The sequence below is a fragment of the Desulfovibrio sp. JC022 genome, assembly GCF_010470665.1.
GTDB lineage: Bacteria > Desulfobacterota > Desulfovibrionia > Desulfovibrionales > Desulfovibrionaceae > Maridesulfovibrio.
On sequence record NZ_VOPZ01000001.1, the window covers coordinates 406,175 to 432,368 of the forward strand.

26 protein-coding genes are annotated in these 26,194 nt (G+C 49.3%); 11 read left to right on the forward strand and 15 right to left on the reverse strand.

What is annotated here, in order from left to right; translation table 11 throughout:
* Positions 1-107 precede the first annotated feature (107 nt).
* The 15 genes from FMS18_RS01750 to rimP all read right to left on the reverse strand — a co-directional run bounded on the left by FMS18_RS01750 (position 108) and on the right by rimP (position 15,174).
* A complete protein-coding gene (locus FMS18_RS01750; protein WP_163292037.1) occupies positions 108-1,013 on the reverse strand; it encodes a metal ABC transporter permease in 906 nt (301 codons plus the stop codon).
* Positions 1,013-1,741, reverse strand: coding sequence for a metal ABC transporter ATP-binding protein (locus FMS18_RS01755; RefSeq protein ID WP_163292038.1), 729 nt, complete (start codon positions 1,739-1,741; stop codon positions 1,013-1,015). The genes FMS18_RS01750 and FMS18_RS01755 overlap by 1 nt, the downstream gene beginning before the upstream one ends.
* 3 nt (positions 1,742-1,744) lie before the next feature.
* The gene (locus tag FMS18_RS01760) at positions 1,745-2,668 is read right to left on the reverse strand and encodes a metal ABC transporter solute-binding protein, Zn/Mn family (RefSeq protein ID WP_163292039.1); all 924 of its coding nucleotides are present in this window, start codon (positions 2,666-2,668) and stop codon (positions 1,745-1,747) included.
* Between the two features lie 3 nt (positions 2,669-2,671).
* Positions 2,672-3,304 carry a hypothetical protein gene (locus FMS18_RS01765; RefSeq protein ID WP_163292040.1) on the reverse strand — a complete coding sequence of 211 codons (633 nt, stop codon included), beginning with the start codon at positions 3,302-3,304 and terminating at the stop codon, positions 2,672-2,674.
* Between the two features lie 187 nt (positions 3,305-3,491).
* The gene (locus FMS18_RS01770; protein WP_203544485.1) at positions 3,492-4,424 is read right to left on the reverse strand and encodes an alpha/beta fold hydrolase; all 933 of its coding nucleotides are present in this window, start codon (positions 4,422-4,424) and stop codon (positions 3,492-3,494) included.
* A 161-nt stretch (positions 4,425-4,585) separates the two neighbouring features.
* Entirely contained in the window at positions 4,586-6,838 is a 2,253-nt protein-coding gene (pnp, locus tag FMS18_RS01775; RefSeq protein WP_163292041.1) for a polyribonucleotide nucleotidyltransferase, read from the reverse strand.
* A gap of 247 nt (positions 6,839-7,085) precedes the next feature.
* Positions 7,086-7,355 (reverse strand): 30S ribosomal protein S15, encoded by a 270-nt coding sequence (gene rpsO / locus FMS18_RS01780; RefSeq protein ID WP_163292042.1) that lies wholly within the window; start codon positions 7,353-7,355, stop codon positions 7,086-7,088.
* Between the two features lie 73 nt (positions 7,356-7,428).
* Entirely contained in the window at positions 7,429-8,361 is a 933-nt protein-coding gene (truB, locus tag FMS18_RS01785; protein ID WP_163292043.1) for a tRNA pseudouridine(55) synthase TruB, read from the reverse strand.
* 6 nt (positions 8,362-8,367) lie between these two features.
* Positions 8,368-9,333 (reverse strand): bifunctional oligoribonuclease/PAP phosphatase NrnA, encoded by a 966-nt coding sequence (locus tag FMS18_RS01790; RefSeq protein ID WP_163292044.1) that lies wholly within the window; start codon positions 9,331-9,333, stop codon positions 8,368-8,370.
* Positions 9,296-9,649 (reverse strand): 30S ribosome-binding factor RbfA, encoded by a 354-nt coding sequence (rbfA, locus tag FMS18_RS01795; RefSeq protein ID WP_163292045.1) that lies wholly within the window; start codon positions 9,647-9,649, stop codon positions 9,296-9,298. Before rbfA ends, FMS18_RS01790 begins: the two co-directional genes overlap by 38 nt.
* A 39-nt stretch (positions 9,650-9,688) precedes the next feature.
* Positions 9,689-9,976 carry a DUF503 domain-containing protein gene (locus tag FMS18_RS01800; RefSeq protein WP_163292259.1) on the reverse strand — a complete coding sequence of 96 codons (288 nt, stop codon included), beginning with the start codon at positions 9,974-9,976 and terminating at the stop codon, positions 9,689-9,691.
* Between the two features lie 54 nt (positions 9,977-10,030).
* Positions 10,031-12,949 carry a translation initiation factor IF-2 gene (gene infB, locus FMS18_RS01805; protein WP_163292046.1) on the reverse strand — a complete coding sequence of 973 codons (2,919 nt, stop codon included), beginning with the start codon at positions 12,947-12,949 and terminating at the stop codon, positions 10,031-10,033.
* A gap of 6 nt (positions 12,950-12,955) precedes the next feature.
* Positions 12,956-13,201, reverse strand: a complete 246-nt coding sequence (locus FMS18_RS01810) for a YlxR family protein (RefSeq protein ID WP_306774070.1) — start codon at positions 13,199-13,201, stop codon at positions 12,956-12,958.
* Positions 13,202-13,240: 39 nt separating this feature from the next.
* On the reverse strand, positions 13,241-14,632 hold the full coding sequence (gene nusA, locus FMS18_RS01815) for a transcription termination factor NusA (RefSeq protein WP_163292047.1): 1,392 nt from the start codon (positions 14,630-14,632) through the stop codon (positions 13,241-13,243).
* A 74-nt stretch (positions 14,633-14,706) separates the two neighbouring features.
* Positions 14,707-15,174: a ribosome maturation factor RimP gene (rimP, locus tag FMS18_RS21010; RefSeq protein WP_163292048.1), complete on the reverse strand. Its 468-nt coding sequence runs from the start codon at positions 15,172-15,174 to the stop codon at positions 14,707-14,709.
* A 429-nt stretch (positions 15,175-15,603) separates the two neighbouring features.
* Between rimP and FMS18_RS01825 the strand changes: the two genes are divergently transcribed.
* The 11 genes from FMS18_RS01825 (at position 15,604) to flgK (ending at position 26,162) form a co-directional block, all read left to right on the forward strand.
* A complete protein-coding gene (locus tag FMS18_RS01825) occupies positions 15,604-15,876 on the forward strand; it encodes a hypothetical protein (RefSeq protein ID WP_163292049.1) in 273 nt (90 codons plus the stop codon).
* 149 nt (positions 15,877-16,025) lie between these two features.
* Positions 16,026-16,793 (forward strand): flagellar basal-body rod protein FlgF, encoded by a 768-nt coding sequence (gene flgF, locus FMS18_RS01830; RefSeq protein WP_163292050.1) that lies wholly within the window; start codon positions 16,026-16,028, stop codon positions 16,791-16,793.
* Positions 16,794-16,818: 25 nt separating this feature from the next.
* Positions 16,819-17,601 (forward strand): flagellar basal-body rod protein FlgG, encoded by a 783-nt coding sequence (flgG, locus tag FMS18_RS01835; protein WP_163292051.1) that lies wholly within the window; start codon positions 16,819-16,821, stop codon positions 17,599-17,601.
* A 26-nt stretch (positions 17,602-17,627) separates the two neighbouring features.
* Positions 17,628-18,632, forward strand: a complete 1,005-nt coding sequence (flgA, locus tag FMS18_RS01840) for a flagellar basal body P-ring formation chaperone FlgA (protein WP_163292052.1) — start codon at positions 17,628-17,630, stop codon at positions 18,630-18,632.
* 21 nt (positions 18,633-18,653) lie between these two features.
* Entirely contained in the window at positions 18,654-19,352 is a 699-nt protein-coding gene (locus FMS18_RS01845) for a flagellar basal body L-ring protein FlgH (RefSeq protein ID WP_163292053.1), read from the forward strand.
* Between the two features lie 162 nt (positions 19,353-19,514).
* Entirely contained in the window at positions 19,515-20,648 is a 1,134-nt protein-coding gene (locus tag FMS18_RS01850; protein WP_163292054.1) for a flagellar basal body P-ring protein FlgI, read from the forward strand.
* Between the two features lie 244 nt (positions 20,649-20,892).
* Complete coding sequence (locus FMS18_RS01855) at positions 20,893-21,297, forward strand: hypothetical protein (RefSeq protein WP_163292055.1); 405 nt, start codon at positions 20,893-20,895, stop codon at positions 21,295-21,297.
* Entirely contained in the window at positions 21,294-22,481 is a 1,188-nt protein-coding gene (locus FMS18_RS01860; RefSeq protein ID WP_163292056.1) for a hypothetical protein, read from the forward strand. The genes FMS18_RS01855 and FMS18_RS01860 overlap by 4 nt, the downstream gene beginning before the upstream one ends.
* Positions 22,482-22,753: 272 nt before the next feature.
* Complete coding sequence (locus FMS18_RS01865) at positions 22,754-23,485, forward strand: rod-binding protein (protein WP_163292057.1); 732 nt, start codon at positions 22,754-22,756, stop codon at positions 23,483-23,485.
* Between the two features lie 77 nt (positions 23,486-23,562).
* Positions 23,563-24,042: a flagellar export chaperone FlgN gene (gene flgN / locus FMS18_RS01870; protein WP_163292058.1), complete on the forward strand. Its 480-nt coding sequence runs from the start codon at positions 23,563-23,565 to the stop codon at positions 24,040-24,042.
* A complete protein-coding gene (flgK, locus tag FMS18_RS01875) occupies positions 24,042-26,162 on the forward strand; it encodes a flagellar hook-associated protein FlgK (protein WP_163292059.1) in 2,121 nt (706 codons plus the stop codon). The genes flgN and flgK overlap by 1 nt, the downstream gene beginning before the upstream one ends.
* The last annotated feature ends 32 nt before the right edge of the window (positions 26,163-26,194 follow it).

Here is a 26,194-nt window from a genome sequence, read left to right on the forward strand (position 1 = left end):
AAACCCCTTGCCCGAAAGGCAATAACAGGGATTATTAAGGGGCTTAGCTCCTTAAGCCGCCGGAGGCGAAATCTTTAAATTTAAAGCGCGATAGCGCATCCAAATTCCTAAATTGCTGCTTCCCGAAAAGCAGGGAGAACCGTGCGCAGCAGGGAAGTCAGTGCAAAAAATACCGCAGCAACAATAATGATTGCCCCGCCGGACGGCACGGGAATTTCATACTGCATGGGAATCAGCACACCCAGCAGGCAACTGAGGGTGGCAAAGATCATGCTGTAAAAGAAAAATCCGCGCATGGATTTACTGATGTTACGTGCTGCCGCAGCCGGGATGATGAACAATGCCTCCACCAACACTGCGCCGACAATTTTCAGTGCTGCCACGGTAATGACTGTGATAATGAGGATGAACATGTAATCCATCAGCTTCACATTGATGCCGCGAACATGGGCCAGACTGGGGTTGAAACTGGCCAGCAGGATTTTATTGAACATGGGCAGGCAGATAGCCACGCAGAGCGTGCAGATGATAGCCAGTACATTTATGTCGGTATTGTTCACAGTCAGGATGGAACCGAAAAGGATGTTGTCCAGTACGTGCATGTTGACTTTTCCGGTCACGTAGAGCAGCACGCAGGCACCCACCGCAAGGGATATGGAGAGGAATACCCCGATGACTGTATCCGAGGACATACGGGTTCGGTTGCGGGTGTAGTTCATGAGCAGTCCGAAAAGGATGCAGAAACCGAACAGGGATACGTAAGGCGCGGTGTAGGGTTCACCTAGTACGATCCCCAGAGCCACTCCGGTCAAGGCCGCCTGTCCCACTGCCTGTGAGAAAAAGGCCAGCCGCTTGGCAACCACCATGGTTCCGATGCCGCCGAGGATCGGTCCTGCCAGCAGAGAGCAGATCAAGGCGTTGATGACAAAAGCATATTGAAAATAGTCGGGCAGCGCACCGCTTTTACCCATTTCCATGAGCGGGGTTCTGATGAGGTCGTAGATGAATTCCATTATGCTGCCTGCCTTGCTGAGCTGAAGATGTTCAGGATGCGGTCTGCGCTGAGTTCTTCTGTGGGGCATCCTGAGAAAAGGATTTCGCGGTTGATGCAGGTCACGCAATCTCCGATTTCCTTCACCTCCATGAGGTCATGATGGATGATCAGGATGGTCACACCCTTTGCTTTCAGTTCTTTCAGGAGTCCACGCATGATGGCTGCTCCGGCCTTATCCAGACCGGTGGTGGGTTCATCAAGGATGAGCAGGGAAGGATCGGGGAGCAGGGCTTGGGCCAGTAGCACTCGTTGTCTTTCTCCGCCGGACAATTGCCCGAATATGCGATTTGCTTTTTTTGCCATATTGACGCGTTCTAAAGCTGTATAAATTGCATCCCGGTCCTTTGCGGACGGATTCATGAACGCGGGCCTGCTTTGAGAGGTCATGGACATGAAGTTTTCCACGGTGACCGGAAGGGTGGTGTCAAAGTTCAGGGTCTGGGGTACATAACCGATGGTTCGGTTTTTCTGCCAGTCGATTTTGATGTTTCCTGAATGGGGCATCTGACCCAGCAGGGAGCGCAGCAGGGAGGTCTTGCCCCCGCCGTTGGGGCCGATGATGCAGTGCAGGGCACCGGAATATATCTCAAAGTTCAGGTCCTTGAGAATATCCGTATTGCCCAAGGTCAGGCTTACATTTTCAAAGCTGATGGAAGGTCCGTATTTTGTTTCAGGCATGGTATTCATCTATTATCCTTCCTTGATCTGGTGAGCCTCAATGAGGGCGTCAGTCAGGGCTTTCATGTTTGCTTCGATTCCCCTTTCAAAGTCTTCAGGGGAATATGATCCGCCTGTTAGATGGGAAAGATGGCGGATACGAATTCCGGTTTCATCGTGGATGGTTTCCACGTATTTGTCCGGGAAGTGCATTTCAGTGAAGATCACATCAACATTGAGAGCCTTGATTTTCTTGATGGTCTTGGCCAGCTGGTTGGCGGTGGGCTTGAGGCCGTGGTTGGGTTCGATTACCGCAGTTACCTGAAGACCGAAATCCTGCAGCAGATAGTCATAACCGCCGTGGATAGTGGCACAGCGGAATTCCACATCAGGCAGATCGGCGAGACGCTGCATGTATTTAGCTTTGAGTTTGCGTAATTTTCGTACATATTTACGTGCATTTTTTTTGTATGATTTTGCATTCCTCGGGTCGATTTCAGCTAATCCGGCTGCAATAGTGTAAATCTGCTGGATTGAGGTGGTCACTGAAATAAAGGTATGCGGGTTAACGATTTTAAGATCGTCCATGTTTCCGGCTACGGGAATGAGTGAAACATCCTTGTTTGCGAAAATTACAGGTATTTTGTCCTTCATCTGGGCTGCTTCAAGGATTTCCATGGCAAATTCATCGTGACCTATGCCGTTGACCACCAGTGCATCCAGATTCATGACCCGTTTAATGTCTTCAGGCTGTGGGCGGTAGTTATGAGGGTTGAATCCTTCACCGATGAGCGGTTGCACGATGGCGCGGTCCTGAACAATGTTGGTCACGAAGCTGTAATAGGGATGTAGAGTGGTGCCGATGACCAGTTTTTGGGCTTGGGTCTGTGCGAGAGCCTGCGCTGAGATACAAATGACCAGCAGGGCAGCTAATAAAAATATTTTTATGCGTGACATGATTTATCCTTTTACTCTTTTAACTTCATCTTCACCGCTGTAGGCGATTACTTCCTTCCAGCCTGCGGAGATGAAACCCTGATCTGTGGCGACCTGCGGTGCAGCCTTGTCAGGGGCTGGGTGATACCAGATTTCATAAGGGGCATGCGTTGGTTCTGTGCGCGCATTCCCTTGTCTTTTTGCGTGGTCGTGAAGGAAAAGCAGAATGAAGGACCCCATCTTTTTGCCTTTCTCCGGATGTCCGGTGTAAAGGGCTATGTCCATGGACCCGGCTGGGCGTAGGGTCCGGTCCCAAGTGTACTTTCCGCTCTTCTTCCACGAAGCGTCCTTTGTGAAGGGAGGCATCAGTTCTTCCTCCAACTGCTTCACAGTCAACCATTCCTCTTCATCATCATGTATTCCATTGATTTCAACCGCCGCAGTATAAAGGCCGTTGAAAACTGCCAGTTCTTTGTCGTTCAGGTCACTGAATGCCCTGATTTGAAAATTTTCCAGTCCTGCCACTTCAGCCTGTTTCTGATTGATAAATATGAGTGTTGCGCATGTAACAGCCACAAGAATTGCCGCAAAAAGTACGTACATGGTTTCCCTGCCTTTGCCGGAAGGTGAGACCAGTTGCTGAGATGATTTATTCATATGATTTCCTGTTTTATGAGAGTGGGGATGAAAATCATTATCGCTAGAAGGGGGGGGCCGTCAAGAAAAGAGTTTTTGAAAGTCACGGACAAGTATTTTTGATGCCCGTAAAAGGAAACGCTAAACCCAGCTGAGATTCTACCTGCTGGGTTTAGCGTTCATCTGTAGATGAATTTACCGTGGAGTCTTAATTTAGTTTATTATTCGCGAGTATTGTCTCTATTGTTTTATCTAGAGCACTGTTAAATTCGTCAGGGCGAGCGAGCATAAGAAAGTGTGCTGCGCCCTTCAACGTTACTGCGTCGAAGGAACTCATATGCCTGCGGTTGGCTTCATAATTAATGGGCCATAATTCGCCACTTACGCAATAAACAGGCTGGCGTACTTCGTCAAAAATTGTAGCAGCCTCTCCTGTCACATATTGATCAAAGTATGCATGGTTGGCACTGAGTGCAACTTCTGGCGGGGCGGATGACATATCAGCTGTCACCCATTCACGGATGCGCTGTGAAGTAGAATTTGAAAACATTCTGTTCACCATCATGCGACTTCCGGAGGGGAAATCTTTATCCAGAGGGGCAAGGAATTCCTGTTTTCCTTTTTCATCGAGTGGATATTCGATGTTTTCAAACGTATCTATCCCCACCAGTGCGATGACTTTCTCCGGGATTATTTTCGCAGTTTGAGCAATAACTGGGCCTCCCATCGAATGGCCGATCAAGATTGCTTTTTCGCAATTGATAGCATTGATGACTGCCGCAACATCTTCACCGAATGACTCCATTGTATAGTTCGAACGTTTAGCAGAAGAGTGTCCATGTCCTGCGAGGTCAACGAGAACTATTTTGTATTTATTGGAGAAAAAGGGAACCTGCATCCTCCAGTATCTACTATCGCAACACCAGCCATGAACAAAGATGAGCGGTATTTTACCTTCACCGTATATTTCATAAGAAATTGTACTTCCATCTTTAGAGGTAGTTGTTAACGGTAAATCAATGTCTGCCTGAACATTTGCGGTGCTGATATTGAGCAGGAAGAGGAAAAATAAAATTACCGACAATAACTTGATGTACCAAGATAAGTGTTTGTTTTTCAGATGTTTTTTCTGTGATTTCATTATGGTTCTCGCTTGTGTGTAGCTGTGTGATTCTTTAAATTATAATCTTTTTATATTCATTCTTTTTGTGAGGGTCAAGAAGTCAGGGGCCTTACAGTAGATAAAAAAAAGCCGCCGGGTGAATCACCCGGCGGCTTTGAATAGACTTATTGAGGCAGGGACTACCTGCGGCGTCCGCCGCCTCCACGCCTGTCGTCACGACCGCCACCGCGTCTGTCGTCACGGCGACCGCCATCACGTCCACCTCTGGGACCACCGGGGCGTCCGCCACCCATCTTGAAAGAATCAAGATCGACTTCCTGACCAGCCTGCTCCATGAGCCATGCCTTACGGGAAAGACGGATACGTCCGTTAGGCTGTACTTCAACAACCTTGACGGTGATCTCCTGACCGAGCTGTACAACATCGGTAACTTCAGCGATGCGTTCAACGTCAATCTGGGAGATGTGCAGGAGGCCTTCGAGACCGGGCAGGATTTCAACAATCGCGCCGATTTCGAGAATCTTTTTAACAGTACCCACGTAGTTTTTGCCCAGCTCTGCGGTCTGGTCGTAGTACTGAACCATTTCCACAGTTTTCTTGAGGGACTCAAGGGTGGGTGCGAAGATGGAAACCTTACCGGAATCTTCGATATCGATGTCGGCTGCGGTTTCAGCAGTGATTGCTTTGATGTTTTTACCACCGGGTCCGATGAGATCACGGATTTTCTCGGGGTTGATCTGCAATACTTCCATCTGCGGAGCGTTAACGGAAAGTTCAGCTCTGGGTGCTTCAATGACTTTCTTCATATCATCAAGGATGATCTGACGGGCTTCTTTAGCCTGACCGAGTGCATTGCGCAGAACCTGAGCGGGGATACCGCTGATTTTGATATCCATCTGGATTGCGGTGATACCTTCTTCAGTACCGGCAACCTTGAAGTCCATATCGCCGAGAGCATCTTCGTCGCCGAGGATATCGGTGAGGACGTAGTATTCATCGCCTTCCTGGCAGAGACCCATGGCAATACCTGCAACAGGTGCGCTGATGGGTACACCGGCGTCCATGAGGGACAGGGTGGTGCCGCATACGGAAGCCATAGAGGAAGAACCGTTGGAGTCCATTACTTCGGAAACTACACGCATGGTGAAAGGGAACTTTTCAGCTGCGGGCAGTACCGGAGTAAGAGCACGTTCAGCCAGAGTTCCGTGGCCGATTTCACGACGGGAAGGAGCGCGCAGGAATCTTGCTTCACCAACGCAGTACGGAGGGAAGTTGTAGTGGAGCATGAAACGTTTGGTGTCTTCACCGATCAGGGTTTCAAAACGCTGCTCATCACGGGTGGAACCCAGTGTGCAGACAGCGAGAGCAGAAGTCTCACCGCGGCGGAACAGGGCGGAACCGTGGGTCATGGGCAGGCTGCCCACTTCCATGGAAAGATTACGTACAGTGGTCAGGTCACGACCGTCGATACGAATGCCGTTGTCCACAATGCGCTTACGCACGATTTTCTTTTCAAGGTCACCCATTACATCGCCGACAGCTTTAACTCTTGCAGGCTCTTCGGGGAATTTTTCCTCGACCAGTGCCTTGGCTTTAGCTTTAACCTGAGACTTGGCATCCCTGCGTTCCATCTTAGCGGGAATGGTCAGGGCTTTGTCGAGGTCGTCAGCAAAGTTTTCAGTAACGAGGGTGATAACTTCCTCGTCCTTTACAGGCTCAGCCACTTCCATCTTGGGACGGCCGACTTTTTCGCGCAGTGAGTCCTGAAGGTCGAACATGGGAGCCATCTGTTCGTGACCCCATTCCAGTGCTTCAGCAATGGTGTTCTCAGACAGGAACTGGGAGCTACCTTCAACCATGATTACTGCGTCGCGGGTTGCGGCGAAGACAAGGTTGAGTTCACTCTGCTCAGCCACACCTTTGTAGGTGGGGTAGAGTACAAATTCGTTATTTACGTAACCAACACGTGCTGCTGCAACAGGACCGTTGAAAGGAAGGTCGGAGATGTGCAGTGCCGCGGATGCACCGGTCATTGCCAGAACATCGGGGTTGGTGTCGGTATCAGCGGAAAGAACGGTTGCGATAACCTGAACTTCGTCGCGGTATCCTTTGGGGAACATGGGCCGGACGGGGCGGTCCATGAGACGGGAAACCAGAGTTTCACGGTCGGAAGGACGGCCAACTTCGCGGCGGAAGTAACCACCGGGGATGCGGCCCGCTGCGTAAGTTCTTTCAAGGTAGTTACAGGTCAGCGGAAAAAAGTCGCGCGGACCGTCTGCGGCCATGCCTACGGCAGTAACGAGAACAACGGTGCCGCCGGACTTGATCAGAACGGTTCCGTTGGTCTGGTTCGCCATACGTCCGGTTTCCAGTGTGATGTCGAGATTACCGACACGACCGGTTACGGATTGGGGTTCAAAAGGTACTAACATTTAGATTCCTCACTAAAATAGTTGTATAAATGGAACCCGATGCTGTCCGAATTTTCCAGCCGGCTAAGGGAGGATTTCATTAGCGGGTATGAACCCCTTCCTCAGCCAACTAAAAATCCATTGCAGGAGAGCACGGATCCCTTCGTTCAATCAATTCTAACTACCATCTATATGATGTGAAGTCAGATGAAAACACAAATGTGTGAATATAATAAAAAGGGGAGGGCAAGCCCTCCCCCGAAACTGCTTATTTGCGCAGACCAAGTCTTGCAATAAGATCGCGGTAACGCTGAATGTCTTTAGACTTCAGGTACTTCAGGATGTTTCTGCGCTGGCCGACCATTTTCAGCAGGCCGGTGCGGGAGTGAAAGTCCTTCTTGTGGCTCTTGAAGTGGTCAGTCAGGTATTTGATTCTTGCGGTAAGAAGAGCAACCTGTACTTCAGGGGAACCGGTGTCACCAGGCTTGGTCTGGTATTCTTCAATTACTTTTGCCTTGTCTTCAGCAGTCATAACCATAGCGTTATCCTCCAATTCACGTTTTGAACGCGAATGTTTAGTTTGTGCCGGAAGTTGAAATTCCCGCGGGGAATCAGCCCCACAGGCCGCGAAGTATTACCCAGAGAAGCTTGCCGTCGATCTGCTTTGTCTCCATCAGAGCCAGAGCTGTACCGTCAGTATCAAGGAACATAGCCCTCTCACCTTCGATAACTTTCTGATCAGCAGCTACATCCTCAACAGGAATTCTTGTTCCGTTCTTGATGGCTCCTGACATGGTTTCCGAAACGGTAAACCTGTGCCAGTGAGGCAGGGCTTCCGCAAGCGGAATGATCCGTGCCTCGAATCCTTCAGGATCGGCAAGAACCTCATCGAGGTTGTGCGCTTCACTGAGCCGATAAGGTCGGCTTTCTTCGCGCCTAAGTGATTCCATTACCGCGCCACATCCGAGCCGCGACCCCAAGCTATGGACCAGGGAGCGTATGTAGGTGCCGGCAGAGCACCCAACCCGGAAACGGGCCAGTGGCAGATTCACTTCCAGCGGTTCTGCATCAAATATTTCAATGCTCTTGATTTTGACCGGGGTTTCTTCCCCTTTTCTGGCCAATTCATAGAGCGGTTTGCCTTTATGCTTTGCAGCCGAATAGGCAGGAACTTCCTGACTAGTCAAGTCATTCCAGTGTAAAATTTCGTTTTCCACCATTTTTTCCGTGATCTCGGAAATGTCCCCGGTGGAAGTCTCAGCACCCTGAATGTCGTAAGTGTCTGTAGTTCTACCAATACTCAGGCTGCCAGTGTATACTTTATCATGTCCCAGCAGATAAGGCCCTAACTTTGTGGCCTGACCGAGCATGACCAGCAATACGCCTTCTGCCAGAGGATCAAGAGTCCCGGCATGACCGATTTTGTATTGCTTCAATTCACGTTTGATAGAATTGAGGCAGTCGGTTGAAGTAGGACCGGACGGTTTATGTAAAACAAGTACACCGTGCTTCTGAAATGGACTTTTTTTAGGCTTTCTTCCCATAAAAAACTAACTCATCACTTTATCACCGATAGCGGCGATCAATCTTTCTTTAACAGTATCAGGGGTGTTTTCAATAAGTCCGCCGGACGCGTTCTTGTGTCCTCCGCCTCCGAAGAGGGAAGCCACAACCTGCACGTTATCGCGGGATTGAGAACGCAGGCTGAACTTGTAGCGCATGGGGCTGTCTTCACGGATAAGTACGGCAACGCGTACTCCCTGAATGCGGAGGATAAAGCTGACCAGACCTTCACAATCAGGGCCGCCTGCACCGGATTCGTCGAGCATTTCCTGCGGGATGAATAGCATGGCGGTCTGCCCGTCATGATGCATTTCAACCTTGCCCAGTGCTGTGGCCCAGAGGTTGATGCGTTTCATGGTCCACTGGTTGCGGATTTTGGGTACAAAATCACCTAAATCAAGACCATAGCGAATGATATCAGCGATGATTTCAAGGGTCTCAGGCTTGGTGTTGTTGTAGGTAAAGAATCCTGTATCAGTGGCAATGGACAGGTAAATGGACTCACCAAGCTTGCCGGAGAGGGAAATATTAAATTCGCGGGCAATAAGGGTGACCATCTCGCCTACAGCCGGGCGGTTGGTGTCTACCCAGTTAACGGCGGCGAAACCGGAATTACCCATGTGATGATCTATGTTGATGGATCTTTCCTGATCCATGGCGTTCATAAGTGTTTCACCCATGCGCGGGGCATCGCCACAATCAAGGATGATATACCAGCCTTCAAATCCTTTAGGGATTTCAGTGAGGATGGGGGAGGGAGTCTCGAACCAATCCATAGCTTCGGGCTTACCGCTCTGGTTGTAGAGACGGTAACGCTTGCCTAGCTTTTCAAGGATATAGCCCATGGCGGCGGTGGAGCCTAATGCATCACCGTCCGGATTAAAATGGGCTGCAACGAGAAAGTCGTCTTCTTCTTTAAGAATCCGACATATCTCTTTCAGTCGAGCTTCCATAAACCATCTCCTCAAGAAAGTTGTCGTGCACGAACCTGAGTTCGGGGATTTGACGGACGCGGATACGTTTGCTCAGTTTACTGCGGATGAACCCTTTGGCTTTGCCCAGGGCCTTGATCGCAGCAGTGATTTTATCCTTGTCTCCAGCCATGGTGAACATCACCTCGGCTATGTTATTATCTTTGTTCATACGCACTCCGCTGATGGAAACCATCTCAAGGCGCGGGTCGGCAATCTCTTCAATGAGCATTGTCGCGATTTCGCGCATGATCTGGTCGCCCATTTTAACGGAACGGCGTGATGTAGAAGTCTTCATTTTATATATCCTCTAAAAAAATATTCCTGATCATAAAGATCAGGAACTGAAAATTTCTGTTTCGCAGTGGACAAGTTCAGCCGGGGCCATGGCTTCAATCATGGCGAGAGCCTTGGATAGTCTGCTTTCCACTTTGCGTGTCTCATTGGCTACGGTCACTGCGGCGAGTATCAGCCTTTCGTGTGAATCCATTGCTTCAACTTCAGATACGGAGAGGTTGAACTTGTTTCGAAGCTTCTGCTTCAGGCTGAGGGATATTTTGCGTTTTCCCTTGAGAGATCTGTTTCCGTGCAGTCTGAATTCCAGTGACAGTACGCCGATTATCATATCAAATTTATAAATCAGGGGCGGAAACAATGTTCCGCCCCTGATGTTTTATTCTTATTCGAGGGTTCTTGCTACTTCCACAACCTGGAAGGCTTCGATAAAGTCGCCTTCCTTAATGTCGTTGAACTTCTCAAGACCGACACCGCATTCGTAGCCCTTGGCAACTTCTTTGGCGTCATCTTTGAAACGTTTCAGCGAGGTCAGTGTTCCGGTGTAGATTACTACGCCGTCACGCAGCAGACGAACCTGAGCATGTCTGGTCAGCTTGCCATCCGCAACCATACAACCGGCGATGACACCGACTTTGGGTACAGAGAAGGTCTGGCGAACTTCTGCCTGGCCGAGGTACTCTTCCTTGATGTCCGGAGAGAGCATGCCGCCCATGGCGTCTTTGATTTCGCCGACCAGCTTGTAGATGATGTCGTAGAAGCGGATTTCCACTTCTTCGCGCTCTGCGATTTCCTTGATCTTCACAGTCGGTCTTACGTTGAAGCCGATAATGATTGCCTGTGAAGCGGAAGCCAGCAGGATGTCGGATTCAGTAATCGCACCGGCACCGCCGTGGATGACTTCAACCTTGATTTCATCGGTAGCCAGTTTGGCAAGAGCTTCGTTGATCGCTTCAAGTGAGCCCTGTACGTCAGCCTTGAGAACCACGTTAAGGGTCTGTACTTCCTGATTCGGCTTGGAAGCGAGGAAGGATTCAAGGGTAACCTTGGATTTTCCTGCCAGTTCGCGTTCGCGGTGCTTGAGCTTACGTTCCTGAGCAATGCGGCGGGCGATTTTGTCATCAGCTACGCAGATGAACTCATCACCGGCTTCGGGAATACCGTCAAAACCCTGAATCTCGACCGGGAAGGCCGGACCTGCGGTTTTGATCTTCCTGCCGCGGTCATCGAACATGGCGCGGACACGACCGTGGTAGAGGCCGCAGACAAAAGGATCACCCTGGTTGATGGTACCTTCCTGAATGAGTACGGTACCGACCGGACCACGGCCCTTGTCGAGCTTTGCTTCAACAATGTTACCGCGAGCGGACTTATCGGGGTTGGCCTTGAGTTCGAGAACTTCAGCCTGCAACTGAACCATTTCAAGCAGGGAGTCGAGACCGGTACCCTGTTTTGCGGAAACCGGAACGAACATGGTGTCGCCGCCCCAGTCTTCGGGAACGAGATCGAAATCGGCCAGTTCGCGCTGAACTCTTTCGGGGTTGGCTCCTTCCTTATCCATCTTGTTGACAGCAACAACGATGGGAACGCCGGCAGCTTTTGAGTGACTGATAGCTTCACGGGTCTGATCCATGACGCCGTCATCAGCTGCAACAACGAGGATAACGATATCAGTTACCTGTGCTCCACGCATACGCATGGTGGTAAACGCTTCGTGACCGGGAGTATCGAGGAATACGATCTCACCGCGTTCAGTGGAAACGTGGTACGCACCGATATGCTGGGTGATGCCGCCTGCTTCACCATCGGTAACAGTACTGTGACGGATGGCGTCGAGCAGTGATGTTTTACCGTGGTCAACGTGACCCATAATGGTAACGATGGGCGGACGGGGTTTGAGATTCTTCTCTTCATCCACTTCGCTGGTAGGCACAAGCAGTTCTTCTTCGGAGTAGGATACGTTTTCAACTTCGTATTCAAACTCTGCGGCCAGCAGGGTAGTGGTATCAAGGTCCAAGGACTGGTTGATAGTCGCCATTACACCGAGACCGAAAAGGGTCTTGATGAGTTCTTGAGCTTTAAGTCCCATCTGGTGGGCCATGTCGGAAAGGCGGATAGCCTCGTTGAACTTGATTTTACGTTTTGCAGCCTTGAGAGGTTTCTGTACAACAGGAGCCTGTTCAATACGGTTCCTGCCTTTCTTGCCTCTTTTCTTGCCGCGAAACTTACTTTCAAGTTCTCTTTCCTGATCAGTCTTGCGACGATCTTTGCCGAACTCAACGACGCGTCTGTCCTTTTTGAATTTTTTCTTTTTGCTCTGATCATTACCGGGAGCCGGTGCACCGGGAACGGGTCTTCCGCCACCGCCGCCGGGACGACCTCCGCCGGGACCGCCGGGTCTACCTCCGCCGGGTCCGCCGGGACGACCACCAGGTCCACCGGGTCTGCCGCCGCCGGGACGACCACCACCGGGTCTTCCGCCACCGGGACGACCACCGGAGGGTCTGTCACCGTCGGTAGGACGACGTCTTGCTCCACCCGGACCTTCTGCTGCACGCTGTGCTGCCTGAAGGTTGGGATCAGGTCTGGAAATAATTTTTACTTTGGGCGCTTCAACTTCTTTTTTCTTCTTGCGCTTTTTCTTCTTAGGCTCGGCTTCTTTGGCTTTTTCGCTTTTTGCTTCAGCTTTGCCGGCAGGTTTCTTGTCCGCTTCGTCTTTAGGTTCTTCAGCGGGCTTTTCTTTAGCTGCCTTAGCGGTTTTTTCAGCCGGAGCTTCTTTCACGGGCTCTTTGTCTTTAGCTTCCTTTGCGGCGGGGGGAGTGTCCGCTTCGGATGCTTTGGGCTCTTCAACTACGGGGGCGTCTTCTTTCTTTTCAATTTCTTCAGGCTTGATCACTTTAACCATAGGCTTTTCGCTTTTGGCGGGAGCCTTTTTGGCAGGCTTCTTCTTTGCAGGAGCCTTTTTCTCTTCAGCTTTCTGCTTTTTATCCGCAGGAGCTTCTTTTTTCTCTTCTTTTTTTTCTTCTGTTGCGGGAGCCTCTTTTGTTGCTTCCGCTTCTTCGGCTTTCGCCTTGCCGCGACTGGCTTTGCGACGGCGTACGATTACACCGGGCTGTACCTCACGCTGTTCGACTTTGCCGGGCTTACCGGAAAGTTCCTTGCGGATGGTCTCTGCCTGTTCCGCATCAATGTTGGCTACAGTACTTTTTGCCTGTACACCGAGTTCGCGGAGTTTTTGAAGGATGTCTTTGGTATTAACCCCGAGCTCGGCGGCTAATTCCTTTACTTTGATTTTTGAAGCCATATGGTGCTACCCCCTGAAGTTCTTCTTCCGTGGCCGAAAAAATTTAAATCTTTCAAGGCATTTTTCATTGTCGCAGATATAGTAACCGCGACCCTGCATTACCTTTTTTTCATCCGGAATAAGCCCGCTGTCGGAAGCCCCCTTGCCCACAACGAACCTGAACAGTTCTTCTTTGGCAAAACGCTGCCTGCAAATGACACATGACCTCGTGGGTACATGTTTTTCTGTGCTGTCCTTTCCGGTCAAATACAACTGCCTTTATTGAGTCTCCGGGGTTTCCCCCGGAGTATATTATTCATCTTCGGAAGTCTGAGTTTCAGACTCTTCGTTGACAGAATCTTCAACCTGTTCTTCCACCTGTGCAGAAGTTTCGGTTTCAGTTTCTTCTATCGAATCTTCTGCTTCCACAGGAGCTTCGATTTCTGTTTCTTCTATTTCTTCATCTTCAATGTCGCCGATTCCAAGCAGCATGATTGCGGACTTCATGTCGGATACTTTGGAGGAAGTCATGCCGGAAATGGACATGAGAATTTCCTCAGAAGCGTTGGCTACCTGACTGACGGTTTCAAAGCCGGCGGAGAAAAAGTTGTCCACCGGAATTTCAGCAACACTTGCCAGCTGGTCAAGGCCTTTGCTTGCGGCGTTCATTTCGCCGTAACGGCTTTCAGTAAATACGTCGATTTTCCAACCCAGCAGTCTTGAAGCGAGCTTTACGTTCTGTCCCTTGCGCCCGATTGCAACGGTGAGCTGATCGTCGGGAACAACTACTTCAAGGGTTTTCTCGTCTTCATCCACTGCGATTCTGGTTATGACCGCAGGGGAGAGTGCATTCTGGGCATACATGGCGATGTCCTGACTCCAGACAACGATATCGATGCGTTCGCCGCGCAGTTCCTGAACAATGTTCTGGATGCGGGAGCCGCGGATACCGACACATGCGCCGACAGGATCGACATCACGGTCAACGGAGTTAACTGCCACTTTGGCGCGCAGTCCCGGATCACGGGCAACACCCATAATTTTTACGGTTGCGTCATCCACTTCGGGAACTTCACGTTTGAAAAGTGAGCTCATGTAGTCAGGGTGGGAGCGGGATACTGTGATCTGAGGTCCACGGGATTCTTTCTGTACATCAATGATGAAAGCCTGAACCCGGTCGCCACGTTTGTATCTTTCGCGGGGAATCTGTTCACCCTTGGGCAGGACAGCCTCAGTGCGTCCGAGGTTGATGATCCAACCGGTGCGGTCGCGACGCTGGATGATGCCGCTGACGATCTCATGCATGCGGTTTTTGAATTCATCGTAGATGATTTCCTGTTCCGCATCGCGCATACGCTGGATGATAACCTGTTTTGCAGACTGGGCGGCGATTCTGCCCAGATCTTCGATCTTGAGCTTGAAGCCCATCTCATCATCAAGCTGCACGTTGGGATCATGCGCCTTTGCTTCTTCGAGGGTGATCTCACTGATCTCGTCTTCAACTTCCTCGGCAACTACCTTGAACTGGTATACTTCTATTTCACCGGCATCTTCATTGAAGTTGACTTCGATATCCATGGCGTCGCCATATTTGCGGGCCACTGAAGAACGTACCGCTTCTTCAAGGGTATCGATGAGCAGGTCTCTGTCGATCCCACGGTCCTTGCTGATCTGGTCAATCGCTTTTTTGAGTTCAGAACCCATATCGCTCCTCCGCTTCGGCACAATTTCCATGGCACATAATCTGTGCCGGCTAGCCGAATGACTGCCTTATTAATTTATTTAAACTCGTGGATGAGTTTTGCTTTCTTAATTCTATCCCATTCTATTTTGATGGGATCTTCCTGATCTTCCAGCTTGAGCAGGAGCCCTTCCTCGTCAGTCTCCTGAAGGAGGCCTTTGAATTTTTTACGGCCTTCAATGGAAAATACGAGGGTGATGTCCATTTTCTTACCGATGTAAGCGGACATCTGCTCCGGTTTGAAAAATTTTCTTTCCAGTCCGGGAGAGGAAACTTCAAGAACGTATGCGCTGTCGATTACTTCCTCGACTTCAAGCATGAGACCTACGTCCCTGCTTACTTCTGCGCATTGGTCGATGCTTACGCCTTTTTCACCATCAATATAAATGATGACAGCGGGACGGTTGGCGGAAGTCACTTCCACGCCCCAGAGGGTCAGCCCCATTGATTCAATGGTAGGTTCCACGAACTGGCTAACTTTTTTGGCTAATGAGCCCTGTTCCACGACTTACCCCGTGTTTCTGGTTTTCAGGCGGACAAAATAAAAAAAAGTGGACCCGAAAAAGGCCCACCTCAGCATCTTAACCCAACGAAAGGTTGCAAATTGAGGCTGATGCGAATGTATGAGGCTCGCCTGAAACTTCATAAAGTCAAGATGTATACCCGTTGGGAACACTGAGATACACCCGCACCGAGTTCAGCAACTTAGGCGTAACCAGAATCAATGTCAAGTGCTGAATGAGTGTTTGAGATGGGAAAGGGTAAAACGATTCGCAACTGATTTCGGTCACGGATTCATAAATGAGTATCATTATATTATAACACCCGCAAGCTCGGTAAGCTTTGACTTTGCCTGCTCATACAGGTAGATTTGACTTATCACGTTCCGGAATTATCATTTAATTATACGGAACATTAAAACAGGATAAAGAAAATGCCGGTACTTACTGACAATATAGTTGCAGGACCCGCAGGGCACGTTCAGGCTGCTCCGGCGGCGACCTTCAGTGCCGGTCCGGCGGGGTCTACTGTTCCCGGTCCGGCCGGGCATGTAGAGATAAGCACTGCGACTCAGGGAATACGCAGCCTTGATGCAACTGTTGCTTTTGAGGTTGAGGATGCCACAATTGGTTATGTCTCTCCTGATGTGACCCAGGGGATTGTCCCTGAGCTCAGGGTTGGAGTAGTGGTGCATCATACTGCTTAGTTTTTAAATACCGATATAATTGAATATGTCCCGGTCAAGTTGCTGCTTGACCGGGATTCTTTTTTTGTCTCCATGTCTTTTGGCCTGTACTTTGCAAAGGTAGGTGCAGCAACTAATGCAGAGTAAATCCTCTTTCAGGAGAAAAAGACATGCGATCCAGTATTTTCAGTGCCCTATTCGGGGCCATGTCCAACGAACACAGGATTGATATCAGCGCCAATAATTTGGCGAACGTCAATACTACTGGTTTTAAACGTGACAACTGCGCTTTTCAGGACACGTTTATCAGGTTCGCCCATGACAGCGCCGTCGATGCCAAAACTTATCTTAGAGATAAAGATATGCTGCCGGAAGCCAAAATCATGGCCCGTCCCAGACTTTCCGAAGAAGTGATCGACATGTCTCAGGGATCTTTTCAGAAAACCGAGAATCCTCTGGATCTCGCCATCCGTGGTGACGGTTTTTTCAAGGTCCAAAAAGGCGACGGAACCTATCTTACCAGAAGCGGTGCCTTTACCCTTACTCCTGAAGGAACACTGATAACCGAGCAGGGTTACCCGATCATGGCAAACGGTGGAGAAGTGAATCTTCCTCCGCGTTCCAATGTCGTGGTTGACGGGGAAGGTGTGATTTACGCTGACGGTCAGGAAGTTGCCAAACTCGATTTCGTACAGCCCGCAGACTACCGTGATCTTAAAAAGAACGGGGAAAATCTTTTCGTGAATGAAGGGGGCGAAATTCCCGCTGAAGGCGAGGTTGTGCAGGGCTACATTGAGAAATCAAATGTTGAAGTCGTCAATGAAATGGTTGCGATGATCGAGTGTCAGCGCAGCTTTGAAATGTACCAGAAAATGATTACCACCACCGACCAGCTTGACCAGAAGGTTATCCAGCAGGTTGGTCGTGCAATGATGTAATAAATTAAAATAGGGGGATACTATTATGATGCGCTCACTCTGGACCGCGGCCACAGGTATGGTTGCCCAGCAGTCTCACATCGATGTTCTTTCCAACAACCTTGCCAACGTGAACACTCAGGGGTTCAAAAAAAGCAGGGTGGAATTTGAAGACCTCATGTACCAGACCATGAGAATTGCCGGCTCTGAAACCGAAGGCGGTAACAAGCTGCCCACAGGTATGCAGATCGGTATGGGTGTAAAAGAGGTCAGCATTCATAAATTCTTCAGTCAGGGCTCTTTTGAAAGTACCGGGAACCCTCTTGATGTCGCCATTGAAGGACAGGGCTTTTTCCGCATCGACCGTAACGGCGAAGAAGCATACACCCGCGCCGGTGCGTTCAAGCTCGACAACGAAGGTCGCGTAGTTACTTCAAATGGTTATGCTTTGCAGCCTGAGTTTATTGTTCCGCCGGAAGCCGTGAACGTAGTTATCTCTGAAAACGGCCATTTCGCCGCTCTGGATAAAAACGGTATTGAGCTGGCTGCTGTTGATATTCCCATTTATGATTTCATTAACGAAGCCGGGCTCAATGCCGCAGGTAAAAACCTTTATCTGGAAACCGAAGCTTCCGGTGCTCCTGTCGAAGGAACTCCCGGTGATGACCGTTTCGGTACTCTTGCCCAGGGTTATCTTGAAGGCTCCAACGTTGAGCTGGTGGATGAAATGGTCGGACTTATTGTCGGGCAGAGGGCTTATGAGACTAACTCCAAAGCCATCACCACTTCAGATTCCATGCTTCAGACCGCCATTAACGTGAAACGATAGCAAGTAGCTGACAGGACGGGTTTATCATGACTAAGGCAGATTTTGTAAATATGGTTCGCAGGTTTGCGCTGATGTTTGTTGTTGCGGCAGGAGTGGCTGTTTTTGCTGCTGCTCCGGCTTCGGCTACAAAGCAGAACACCAACTGGCGGATCAAGATCAAGTCTGCCGCCGTGGTCAAAGGTCCGAGAGTTGTGCTTGGCGATGTTGCCGAATTTTACGGAGACCTCCCGGCACAGACCAAGGCCGACCTTTCACAGGTTGAACTATGGAATGCCCCTGCCAGAGGGCGCAAGCCGGTCACAGTGAACCGTAGTAAGCTGAGGGTTATCTTGCAGCACTATCTCGGTGAGCTGGTCGGTAATTGTATTATCCCCGCCACTCTGACTATGCAGACCGGCGGTAAGGTCATGACCCAGGAGCAGCTTAAAAGAGCGGTTGTCAAAGTCTTGACTCCCCAGGCAGCAGCCTTGGGTGGAGATCAGAAGTTCAGGGAATTCAGAATTCCCACCCACCTATTTTTTAATGATTCTATGGATAGTTTGAGGGTTCAAATCCCCCGGGCCCTCAAACCGGGTAGCAATAGTTTCAGGATGGAGGTGGTCAGTGTGGACGGACGGGTGTTGCGGCAATTGTCCGGTTCCGTTTTCGTGGATATCTGGAAGCCTGTTCCCTGTCCGGTTCGTCCTTTGAATCGGAAAGAGATAGTGACCCCTGATTTAATTACTTGGAAGAGTAAGAATATGGCTCATCTGGGCAATCGGGTCTGGGATGGAAAGGGCGGGCCTTGGCGCGTTAAAATTCCCATAGGGACCGGGCAGCCCATCATGCGTTCATCCATTGAGCCCGCACCCGTTATCGCAAGGGGTGACAAGGTTACTCTTTTATTTAGAAGCAAACACCTGAAGCTTACTGTTCCGGTGGAAGCTCTTGAAGATGGCGGTGTCGGTCAGACAATCACGGTACGTAATTTGCAAAGTAAACGTAAAGTGGTTGCGACGGTTGTCAATGCCCAGACAGTTCAGGTTAAGTAATTAAGCGGAGGAATGAATAAAATGAAAAAATCAATGCTGGCAATTATGTTTCTTTCAGCCATATGCGCTGGGTGTTCTCCTGCCAAACAGGCACCGACTCCCATGCCGGTTATGACTCCGCCTGCCCAGTACGAACCGGAACCCATGAATAATCCCGGTTCTCTTTTTGCGTCTACAGATTCTGAATATCTTTTTGATGACAACAGGGCGCGGCGCATCGGCGATATCGTCGTGGTTACTGTGACCGAGACCAGTAAAGGTAAGCATACCTCGAACTCAAAGGCTGAAAAAGAGAACACCACGAACTTGAGCGTGTCCAATTTCAGTGCCGGTCTTGCCACTGCCGTTGATCCTTTTAATATGAAAGGTGGTGCCGGGAATACGCCGCTTATCGGTTCCGCACAGTCCAACAAATTTAAAAGTACCGGTGAAACCAAGAATGAATCGACCCTTACTGCTTCGGTTGCTTGCAGGGTAGTCAGGGTTCTTCCCGGTAATGTAATGCAGGTTGAAGGGGCGCGTCAGGTGCGCATTAACGATGAAACACAGGTGCTGGTCGTACGCGGCCTGCTTCGTCATCGTGATATCGGTCCCAGCAACACCGTGGCATCAAGCTATCTTGCTGATGCACACATCGAAGTCTACGGGCGCGGTATTCTTGCCGACAAGCAGAGACCCGGATGGCTTTCCAGAATTCTTGATAATGTCTGGCCCTTCTAAGATAGAAAGTAGTTGTTGTAGAAGATTAATAAATTCAAACGGCGAAGCCATAATAAAAGTTTTTGGGATTCTTAAACCCTTTTACAAAAAGGGTTTAAGCCCCCGGAGGGACCGTCGGTAGACTCCCCGAAAGGGCCGCCGGAGGCATACATGGAGGTAATAATGAAATTCGTTAACAGGATGAACATCACAACAGCAGGGCTTGCGGCAGCCGCATTGCTGTTGTTCATCGTACTCATGAGCGCGCAGCCCGCTGAAGCGGTCAGGCTGAAGGATATCTCCTCTTTCAGCGGCGTCCGTGACAACGATCTGGTCGGTTACGGTCTGGTTGTCGGTCTTTCGGGAACAGGTGACGGAACCAACTCCGCATTTACAATCACCTCCATGATCAACATGCTGGAAAAAATGGGTGTTCAGGTTGACCGTGCTTCCATCAAGCCGAAGAACGTTGCCGCAGTTATGGTTACCGCAAAGATGCCTGTTTCAGCCCGGCCCGGTGCTCCCCTTGATGTTACTGTTTCATCCATCGGGGACAGTAAGTCTCTGTTCGGCGGCGTACTGCTGATGACTCCTCTTAAAGGTATTGACGGTAAGGTTTATGCCCTTGCTCAGGGCGCGCTTACCGTAGGTGGTTTTTCCGCAGGCGGAGAAGCTGCAAGTGCATCCAAGAACGTGGTTACCGTGGCCCGTATTCCTTCCGGTGCTACCATTGAAAGATCTGTTCCTTTTAGTTTCAACCGCCAGCAAAAAATTACCATCAATCTCGGTCTTTCCGATTTTGGAACGACCATGCAGGTTGTGAAGAGAATAAATAATGTGGTCGGCGGTTCTTATGCCACTGCAATTGATGCTTCCACGGTTGATCTGGCTATTCCTGAACATTTCAGAGGCAATATGGTTCCACTTATGGCCTCTCTTGAGAATATTGAAATTGCCCCCGATACCAAGGCCAAGGTCGTAGTCGATGAGAAAACCGGAACCGTTGTCCTCGGTCGCAATGTGCGCCTCACCAAGGTTGCCATTGCCCACGGTAACTTGCAGGTCGTCATCGCAGAAAGCGTGGACGTCAGCCAGCCCGGTCCTTTTGCTCCTGAAAGTGCAGAGACTGTGGCCTCTCCCGAAACCGACCTTCAGGTTGAGGAAGACAACAACAGGCTGATGCTTGTTGAAGGCGCAACCTTGCAGGAGCTGGTTGACGGCCTTAATGCCATCGGTGCCACTCCGCGCGATCTGATCTCTATCCTGAGAACAATGAAGGTAGCAGGAGCACTGCACGCAGAACTCGAGGTGATCTAGATAAGGCATCTTGTTCGTAAAGTCCTAACGGACTGCAAATTGAATCAACCGACCCGGAGAGCAGAAGTGTTCTCCGGGTTTTTGTTTGATCTTACTTTTCTTCAGGGTCAATTTTTAATTGGAAATATTATTGAAATGACTTAATGGTGATTATGTATCTAAGTCAAGGTGCGGCGGTTGTGAAAGATCCTGACAGGAAATCTGGTCTTGTGGGTTTTGTATTGAAATACAAGGAGGATGAGCCATGAAAAGAGTTGTCTTAATGTTGGCAGTCGTATCCGTGCTTTTATTGGCGTTCGGAATGGCGAATGCCAGTGATGCGCGGGAAGAAAAGCTGGCCGCTTACATTAATGCGGTAATGGATACGGCCGTGGAAAAATTCGGCGGAACATATGATTTCAAGACCGTTTCGGAAGCGGTCACATACGCTCAGGATGAGCATAGTGATCTTTTCAACTCGTATTTCAGGAAGGTCCAGAATGACGTGAAACGTAAGCGCAGATGGCGAAGTCTCAAGTCAACGGTAGTCCGTCGTTCAAAGAAGGTATTGCAGCAAAATCTTCATGATCAGATAGCTTTGCTTGTGGGGCTTACCAACATTCGCATTGCCGAGTTTGAGGCAGTGCTGAAGAAGGAGGTCTCGCCATGAAAAAAATAATATTCGTTGTATGCTTGTGTCTGAGTGTTTTTCTGGCTCTCCCGTCCATGACCAAAGCTGATCCCAAAGTCGCTTTGGCGGATATATACAGTTCTTTCACTGACGATATCTCGGGAGCGGTTCTGTTGATTTCGCTTCAGGGTCATGAGTTTTCTGCTGAAGAGTATGAAGGTGAGCAGCCGAGCTATAACTTTGAAACTGTCGGCAAGGAGCCGATGTCCGAAGAAAAGTATTATGAAGTTATGGATGAGATACTCAAAAGTGAAGTTGAAAGACTTGATAAGTCGCTGACTGCTACAACTGTTGTTGTCAGCACAAAGGGTGAAGTAAATATTCAGGATAAGGTTTTTGATGAAGGCGATGATTATTACGATGGCCTGCCTTGGGACGAAGTGACAAAGGACGATAAAGAGGATCTCGTTGCCGATGGTTTAAAAACGTTAGAACTTGAAAAGTTGAGATCTTTATATAGAGCCTTATTTCAGCGTGACCCAAGCTTGGAAGAGTTGAAGGGGTTTAGCAAGAGTGCTTGGGTGACTGAATCTTATGGAGATGTTCCTGCTGATTGGGATGGTTCTTTTAGCGATGACGGTTCCTTTAGATCTGAAGTAGGTGGTCCTGACGGAGATGAAAGGTCTGATCTGGGTGAAGAATCAACAGAAGATGACGGTGCTCATAGTTCCGGGTATTTTGAAAAGGATGGAACTCCTAATCTTAGAAATATTTATTCAGGGTCTGTAATGAAAGATTCTTCGTATTTTTCTTTCGATGTTGTTTCTATAGGAAGCGCAGAGCCTGTTAATGGCATTAAAGAAGGTGTAGATTGTTATGTCGTCGGCACAACATACACTCCAAGTTCAATTGGATTAACATCTCAGGGGTCTAAAGTGCAGACTTCCTATTCTGGTATGGAAGATGTCTCCAGAATGGAACAGATTGTGCGGGAATTTAAAACTATGATGAAGGTAAAAGAATACGCTGCTAAGCTTACCGGCGACAAAGCAGAGATAGGGAAAGCCTTGACAGAATATGTCTCAAAGGAACTAGACGCAACGCTCCGGGAGTATAATGCGTTACAAGTGAAAGGGATCAGTCATTACAAAGAACATTCAGCAGAGTTGGCGCATGATGCAAAAAAGCAAAGTGTTGTTGTTTTTAGAAAATTCGGTTTTTAATTAAAACGGCATTACCGATCAACTTTAAGCCCGGCATTAACCTGCCGGGCTTTTTTATTTAGAAAAGATTTAATTTACAGCAGTCCAGTCAAAGTCCTGACTTGGCAGGGTGAAGGTCGACTTTTTATAAGAATTTAGGTTTGTGGGATGAGTGTTTAAGTCAATGTTTTCAGTTGTATGTTGTATGTGGTGCGCAATTTGCAAAAATGGATTCAAAGCGGTTGCGACAGTCGTTAGGACTCAGGCCGTGTATTAACTGGAGGTTGTTTTAGATGATAGACAGCACAATGAATACTGCCAACGCACAGGCCAAAGCAGAAAGCAAGGAATTGCAGGGATTCAAGCGTAAGCTTAATTCCCTGAATGACCGCCTTTCAGGTGGTGATGATCAGGAAAAGGCCCTGCGCGATGCGTGTAAGAAATTCGAAGCAGTCTTTATGGGTAAGATCTGGCAGCAGATGCGTAAAAACGTACCCAAGAGCGGTTACCTTAGCAATCGTTACGAGCAGCAGTACACTGCCATGTTCGATAAGGATTTCTCTGAAAAACTGGCTGAGGGCGGCGGTATAGGACTGGGCGACATGCTCTATGACCAGTTGCGCGCCAAGCTTGAAAATGCCAGCAAAGCCACCCTGCCGGGAACAGGTAATTCCACTGCATTGAAAACTCTTGATGAGGTAGGGCGTCAGGGGTCCGTCCGCGGTACTCATCTGGCTGCCGTTAACGCTGGTGGTGCGAACGGAGTTCCTGGGATTCCTCTGCCTAAACCCGGAATATCTCTTGAAGATGAGGATTTCGGTTTCGAGCAGCGTGTGGAACGTAAAGCAGCCCGTGAGAATCCTACCAGTTCCGCTACTTCTGCGCCATCCGCTCCCATCAGCAGGACCGAGGCTATGGCTAAGATTGAAGAGTTGGCCCGTAAGATTGAGCAGGAACATGACAAAAAAGTTTATGTGCAGGGCGTAACTGCTGAGGAAATTGGCAGGAAACTTGCTGGTATATAATTAAAGTTTTGTTAAGAAGTCTTAGAAAAGTATAAAATTCAATAAATATCAGGTTATTAAGTAGGGAGGAGAGGGAAATGATCAAGCTTATACAGGCAAATCTTGACAGGCAGTCAAAGGCGGTCCTGCTGCTCTCTATGCTTCTTCAGGAAGAATTTTCCCTGCTTATGAACAAAGATCCGCACGGGGTTACCGGAGTTGAACTGGTAATTCAGGAGCTTATGAGACAGATCTCCGCAGAGCGCATGTCCATGAGATCTTTTGTTCAAAAATTTGACCCTTCGGCTCAAAGGCTCGGTCAGATTCTCCCCGCCATCGAGGATGGGCAGCGTAAAGATATTGAAAAGTTACTTGCCAAGATTGATGATCACGAACAGAAATGCGGCATTCAGGCCACCAAGAATCATCAGCTGGCTCAGGCCCTGCTTGAACAGTCTTCTTCCATGCTGGATTTTCTGCATAAGGAAATAACTCCCAAGGAAAAGAATGTTTACTCGGCACGTGGTCGCTACTCCAATCCCAAGCCTCAGGCTACATTAATTAACGGGAGGCTGTAATGCCCGGTGTTAACTCTCTTCTGAATTTGGGCACAGGGGCCCTTTTTGCCTCGCAGTCGGCTATCTCAGTAACCGGTGATAACATTTCCAATGTTAACACCAAAGGTTACTCCCGCCGTAATGTGCGCCTTGAGGAAGGGGTCAGCATCAACTACAATCCGGGCCAGATCGGCACCGGTGTTCGTGCTGCTGAAATTTACCGCAACTTCGACCAGTTTGTAGAGAACAGCTACAATGATAAGGCCACCAAGCGTGAACGCTGGGATACCCTTTATAACACTTTGAGCAGTGTGGAATCCCTTTTTAATGAATCCAAAGGATACGGCCTTAACTCAAGCATGACCAAATTTTTCAATGACTGGCAGGAGCTCAGTCAGCGTCCTAACGATGCTGCTTCCCGTCAGCAATTGCTTAGTGATACCACTAACCTTGTCAATTCCCTGCACTCCATGCAGAACGACATGACCCGCTATCAGCAGCAGGTCGAGGATTACATCAAGCAGGATGTGAGCAAGGCTAATGATATTATGACTCGTATCGCCGAGATCAACCAGCGCATCAATGTGGAGCAGGTTGACGGGCAGAACAATCCCAATGCCCTTTATGATGAAAGGGCCACTTTGATCCGTGATCTTTCCGAGATCATGGATACCAAGATGATCGATAACGGAAGGGGCGATATCACCATCACCACCGGAGCTGGACAGACTCTGGTGGACGGCGATAAGCACTTCAGTCTTTCTTACGACGGACCGCAGAGCCAGAATAACCTGACCCCGGCTTCCAATTTTGACGGTAAGGCATATTTCGACGGCACCAGCGAGTTTGAATACACTTTGGAATGTGTCACAGCGGGTGGTGTCGGCGGTGCAACCCCTGCTGAATACAGGGTCTCCCTTGACGGCGGAACAACCTGGCTTAAAAATGACGACGGTACCGTAAAAACTTTTGCCGCCAATGCTGAGACCGGAGCCCTTCAGGTCGACGATCTTAAGATCTGGTTCGGAACCGGTTCAGACGCTGCTGCTACGCCCGCTAACAATATGTCCGTGGGTGATAAGTTTAACATCGTGCCCAAGAGTGCTTTGTACTGGGTTGAAAATACCTCCACCAAGGAGAATATCACTCCGCAGATCAACTTCGCAGGGCAGGACAACACCAGAAGAGTTACCGGCGGTTCATTGTCCGGATATTTCAACTTCCGTGATAACGCAGTGGGCAGATACAAGGAACGCATGGACGCCCTGACCAAGGAACTCGTCTGGCAGACCAACCGTATCCACTCACAGGGTGCCGGACTCAAGGCCCATACTTCTTTGGAAGGAACCTACGGGGTCACCACAGATAGCGCGGCCCTTGGCAGCGGTACCTCCGGTCTTCCTTTTGCGGACAGGCTCCAGTCCGGTAACTGCATGATGTATTTTTATAACTCCACTACCGGAGCCATGGAAACTTCCGGCCCAATCGATTTTGATTCCGGTACTGCCGGGGTGCAGCCTTTTGATCCTGCAACCCATTCTCTTGAGGATGTTGAGCAGGCTATCAATGATAGTTTCGGTACTTATGTGGATGCTTCCATCGTGAACCATAAACTGCATATTACCGCTAAAAACGGATATAATTTTCAGATGGGAACCGATACCTCCGGTCTGGCTGCGGCTCTTGGCTTGAACACCTACTTCACCGGTTCTCAAGCATCGGACATTGCGGTTAACGGCGGAGTCAACGGAGATATCGATTTTATCAATGCCGGGCATGTTAACGGTGCTGGTGAGGCTAACGAAGGTGACAACACCAATGCCCTTAAGATGAAGCAAATGGGGATGACCGATCTGGATATCACCACATCATTTGACGGTACCACCAAGCAGACTCTGGTTGAGTATTACGACGGCACAGTGGCTGTTGTAGGTGCTGATACCGGAACTGCAAAGTTCAATAAGAATTTTCAAACAACACTCGCATCGGATCTTAATGATAAGCAGCAGGCTGTGTCGGGTGTGAATATTGATGAAGAGATGAGTAACCTGATCAAGTTCCAGCACTCATATACTGCTGCTGCAAAGCTGATCACAACCGCTGACCAGATGCTTCAGACCCTGCTTGGGATGAAGAACTAAGGTTTATTTTAAAAGGCTGAGGGAGAAAGGCT

Coding starts and splice junctions, on each gene's coding strand:
- FMS18_RS01750 (WP_163292037.1), bottom strand. CDS start 1,013: ATGGAATTCATCTACGACCTCATCAGAACCCCGCTCATGGAAATGGGT.
- FMS18_RS01755 (WP_163292038.1), bottom strand. CDS start 1,741: ATGAATACCATGCCTGAAACAAAATACGGACCTTCCATCAGCTTTGAA.
- FMS18_RS01760 (WP_163292039.1), bottom strand. CDS start 2,668: ATGTCACGCATAAAAATATTTTTATTAGCTGCCCTGCTGGTCATTTGT.
- FMS18_RS01765 (WP_163292040.1), bottom strand. CDS start 3,304: ATGAATAAATCATCTCAGCAACTGGTCTCACCTTCCGGCAAAGGCAGG.
- FMS18_RS01770 (WP_203544485.1), bottom strand. CDS start 4,424: ATGAAATCACAGAAAAAACATCTGAAAAACAAACACTTATCTTGGTAC.
- pnp (WP_163292041.1), bottom strand. CDS start 6,838: ATGTTAGTACCTTTTGAACCCCAATCCGTAACCGGTCGTGTCGGTAAT.
- rpsO (WP_163292042.1), bottom strand. CDS start 7,355: ATGGTTATGACTGCTGAAGACAAGGCAAAAGTAATTGAAGAATACCAG.
- truB (WP_163292043.1), bottom strand. CDS start 8,361: ATGGGAAGAAAGCCTAAAAAAAGTCCATTTCAGAAGCACGGTGTACTT.
- FMS18_RS01790 (WP_163292044.1), bottom strand. CDS start 9,333: ATGGAAGCTCGACTGAAAGAGATATGTCGGATTCTTAAAGAAGAAGAC.
- rbfA (WP_163292045.1), bottom strand. CDS start 9,649: ATGAAGACTTCTACATCACGCCGTTCCGTTAAAATGGGCGACCAGATC.
- FMS18_RS01800 (WP_163292259.1), bottom strand. CDS start 9,976: ATGATAATCGGCGTACTGTCACTGGAATTCAGACTGCACGGAAACAGA.
- infB (WP_163292046.1), bottom strand. CDS start 12,949: ATGGCTTCAAAAATCAAAGTAAAGGAATTAGCCGCCGAGCTCGGGGTT.
- nusA (WP_163292047.1), bottom strand. CDS start 14,632: ATGGGTTCTGAACTCAAAAAAGCGATTGACCAGATCAGCAAGGACCGT.
- FMS18_RS01825 (WP_163292049.1), top strand. CDS start 15,604: ATGCCGGTACTTACTGACAATATAGTTGCAGGACCCGCAGGGCACGTT.
- flgF (WP_163292050.1), top strand. CDS start 16,026: ATGCGATCCAGTATTTTCAGTGCCCTATTCGGGGCCATGTCCAACGAA.
- flgG (WP_163292051.1), top strand. CDS start 16,819: ATGATGCGCTCACTCTGGACCGCGGCCACAGGTATGGTTGCCCAGCAG.
- flgA (WP_163292052.1), top strand. CDS start 17,628: ATGACTAAGGCAGATTTTGTAAATATGGTTCGCAGGTTTGCGCTGATG.
- FMS18_RS01845 (WP_163292053.1), top strand. CDS start 18,654: ATGAAAAAATCAATGCTGGCAATTATGTTTCTTTCAGCCATATGCGCT.
- FMS18_RS01850 (WP_163292054.1), top strand. CDS start 19,515: ATGAAATTCGTTAACAGGATGAACATCACAACAGCAGGGCTTGCGGCA.
- FMS18_RS01855 (WP_163292055.1), top strand. CDS start 20,893: ATGAAAAGAGTTGTCTTAATGTTGGCAGTCGTATCCGTGCTTTTATTG.
- FMS18_RS01860 (WP_163292056.1), top strand. CDS start 21,294: ATGAAAAAAATAATATTCGTTGTATGCTTGTGTCTGAGTGTTTTTCTG.
- FMS18_RS01865 (WP_163292057.1), top strand. CDS start 22,754: ATGATAGACAGCACAATGAATACTGCCAACGCACAGGCCAAAGCAGAA.
- flgN (WP_163292058.1), top strand. CDS start 23,563: ATGATCAAGCTTATACAGGCAAATCTTGACAGGCAGTCAAAGGCGGTC.
- flgK (WP_163292059.1), top strand. CDS start 24,042: ATGCCCGGTGTTAACTCTCTTCTGAATTTGGGCACAGGGGCCCTTTTT.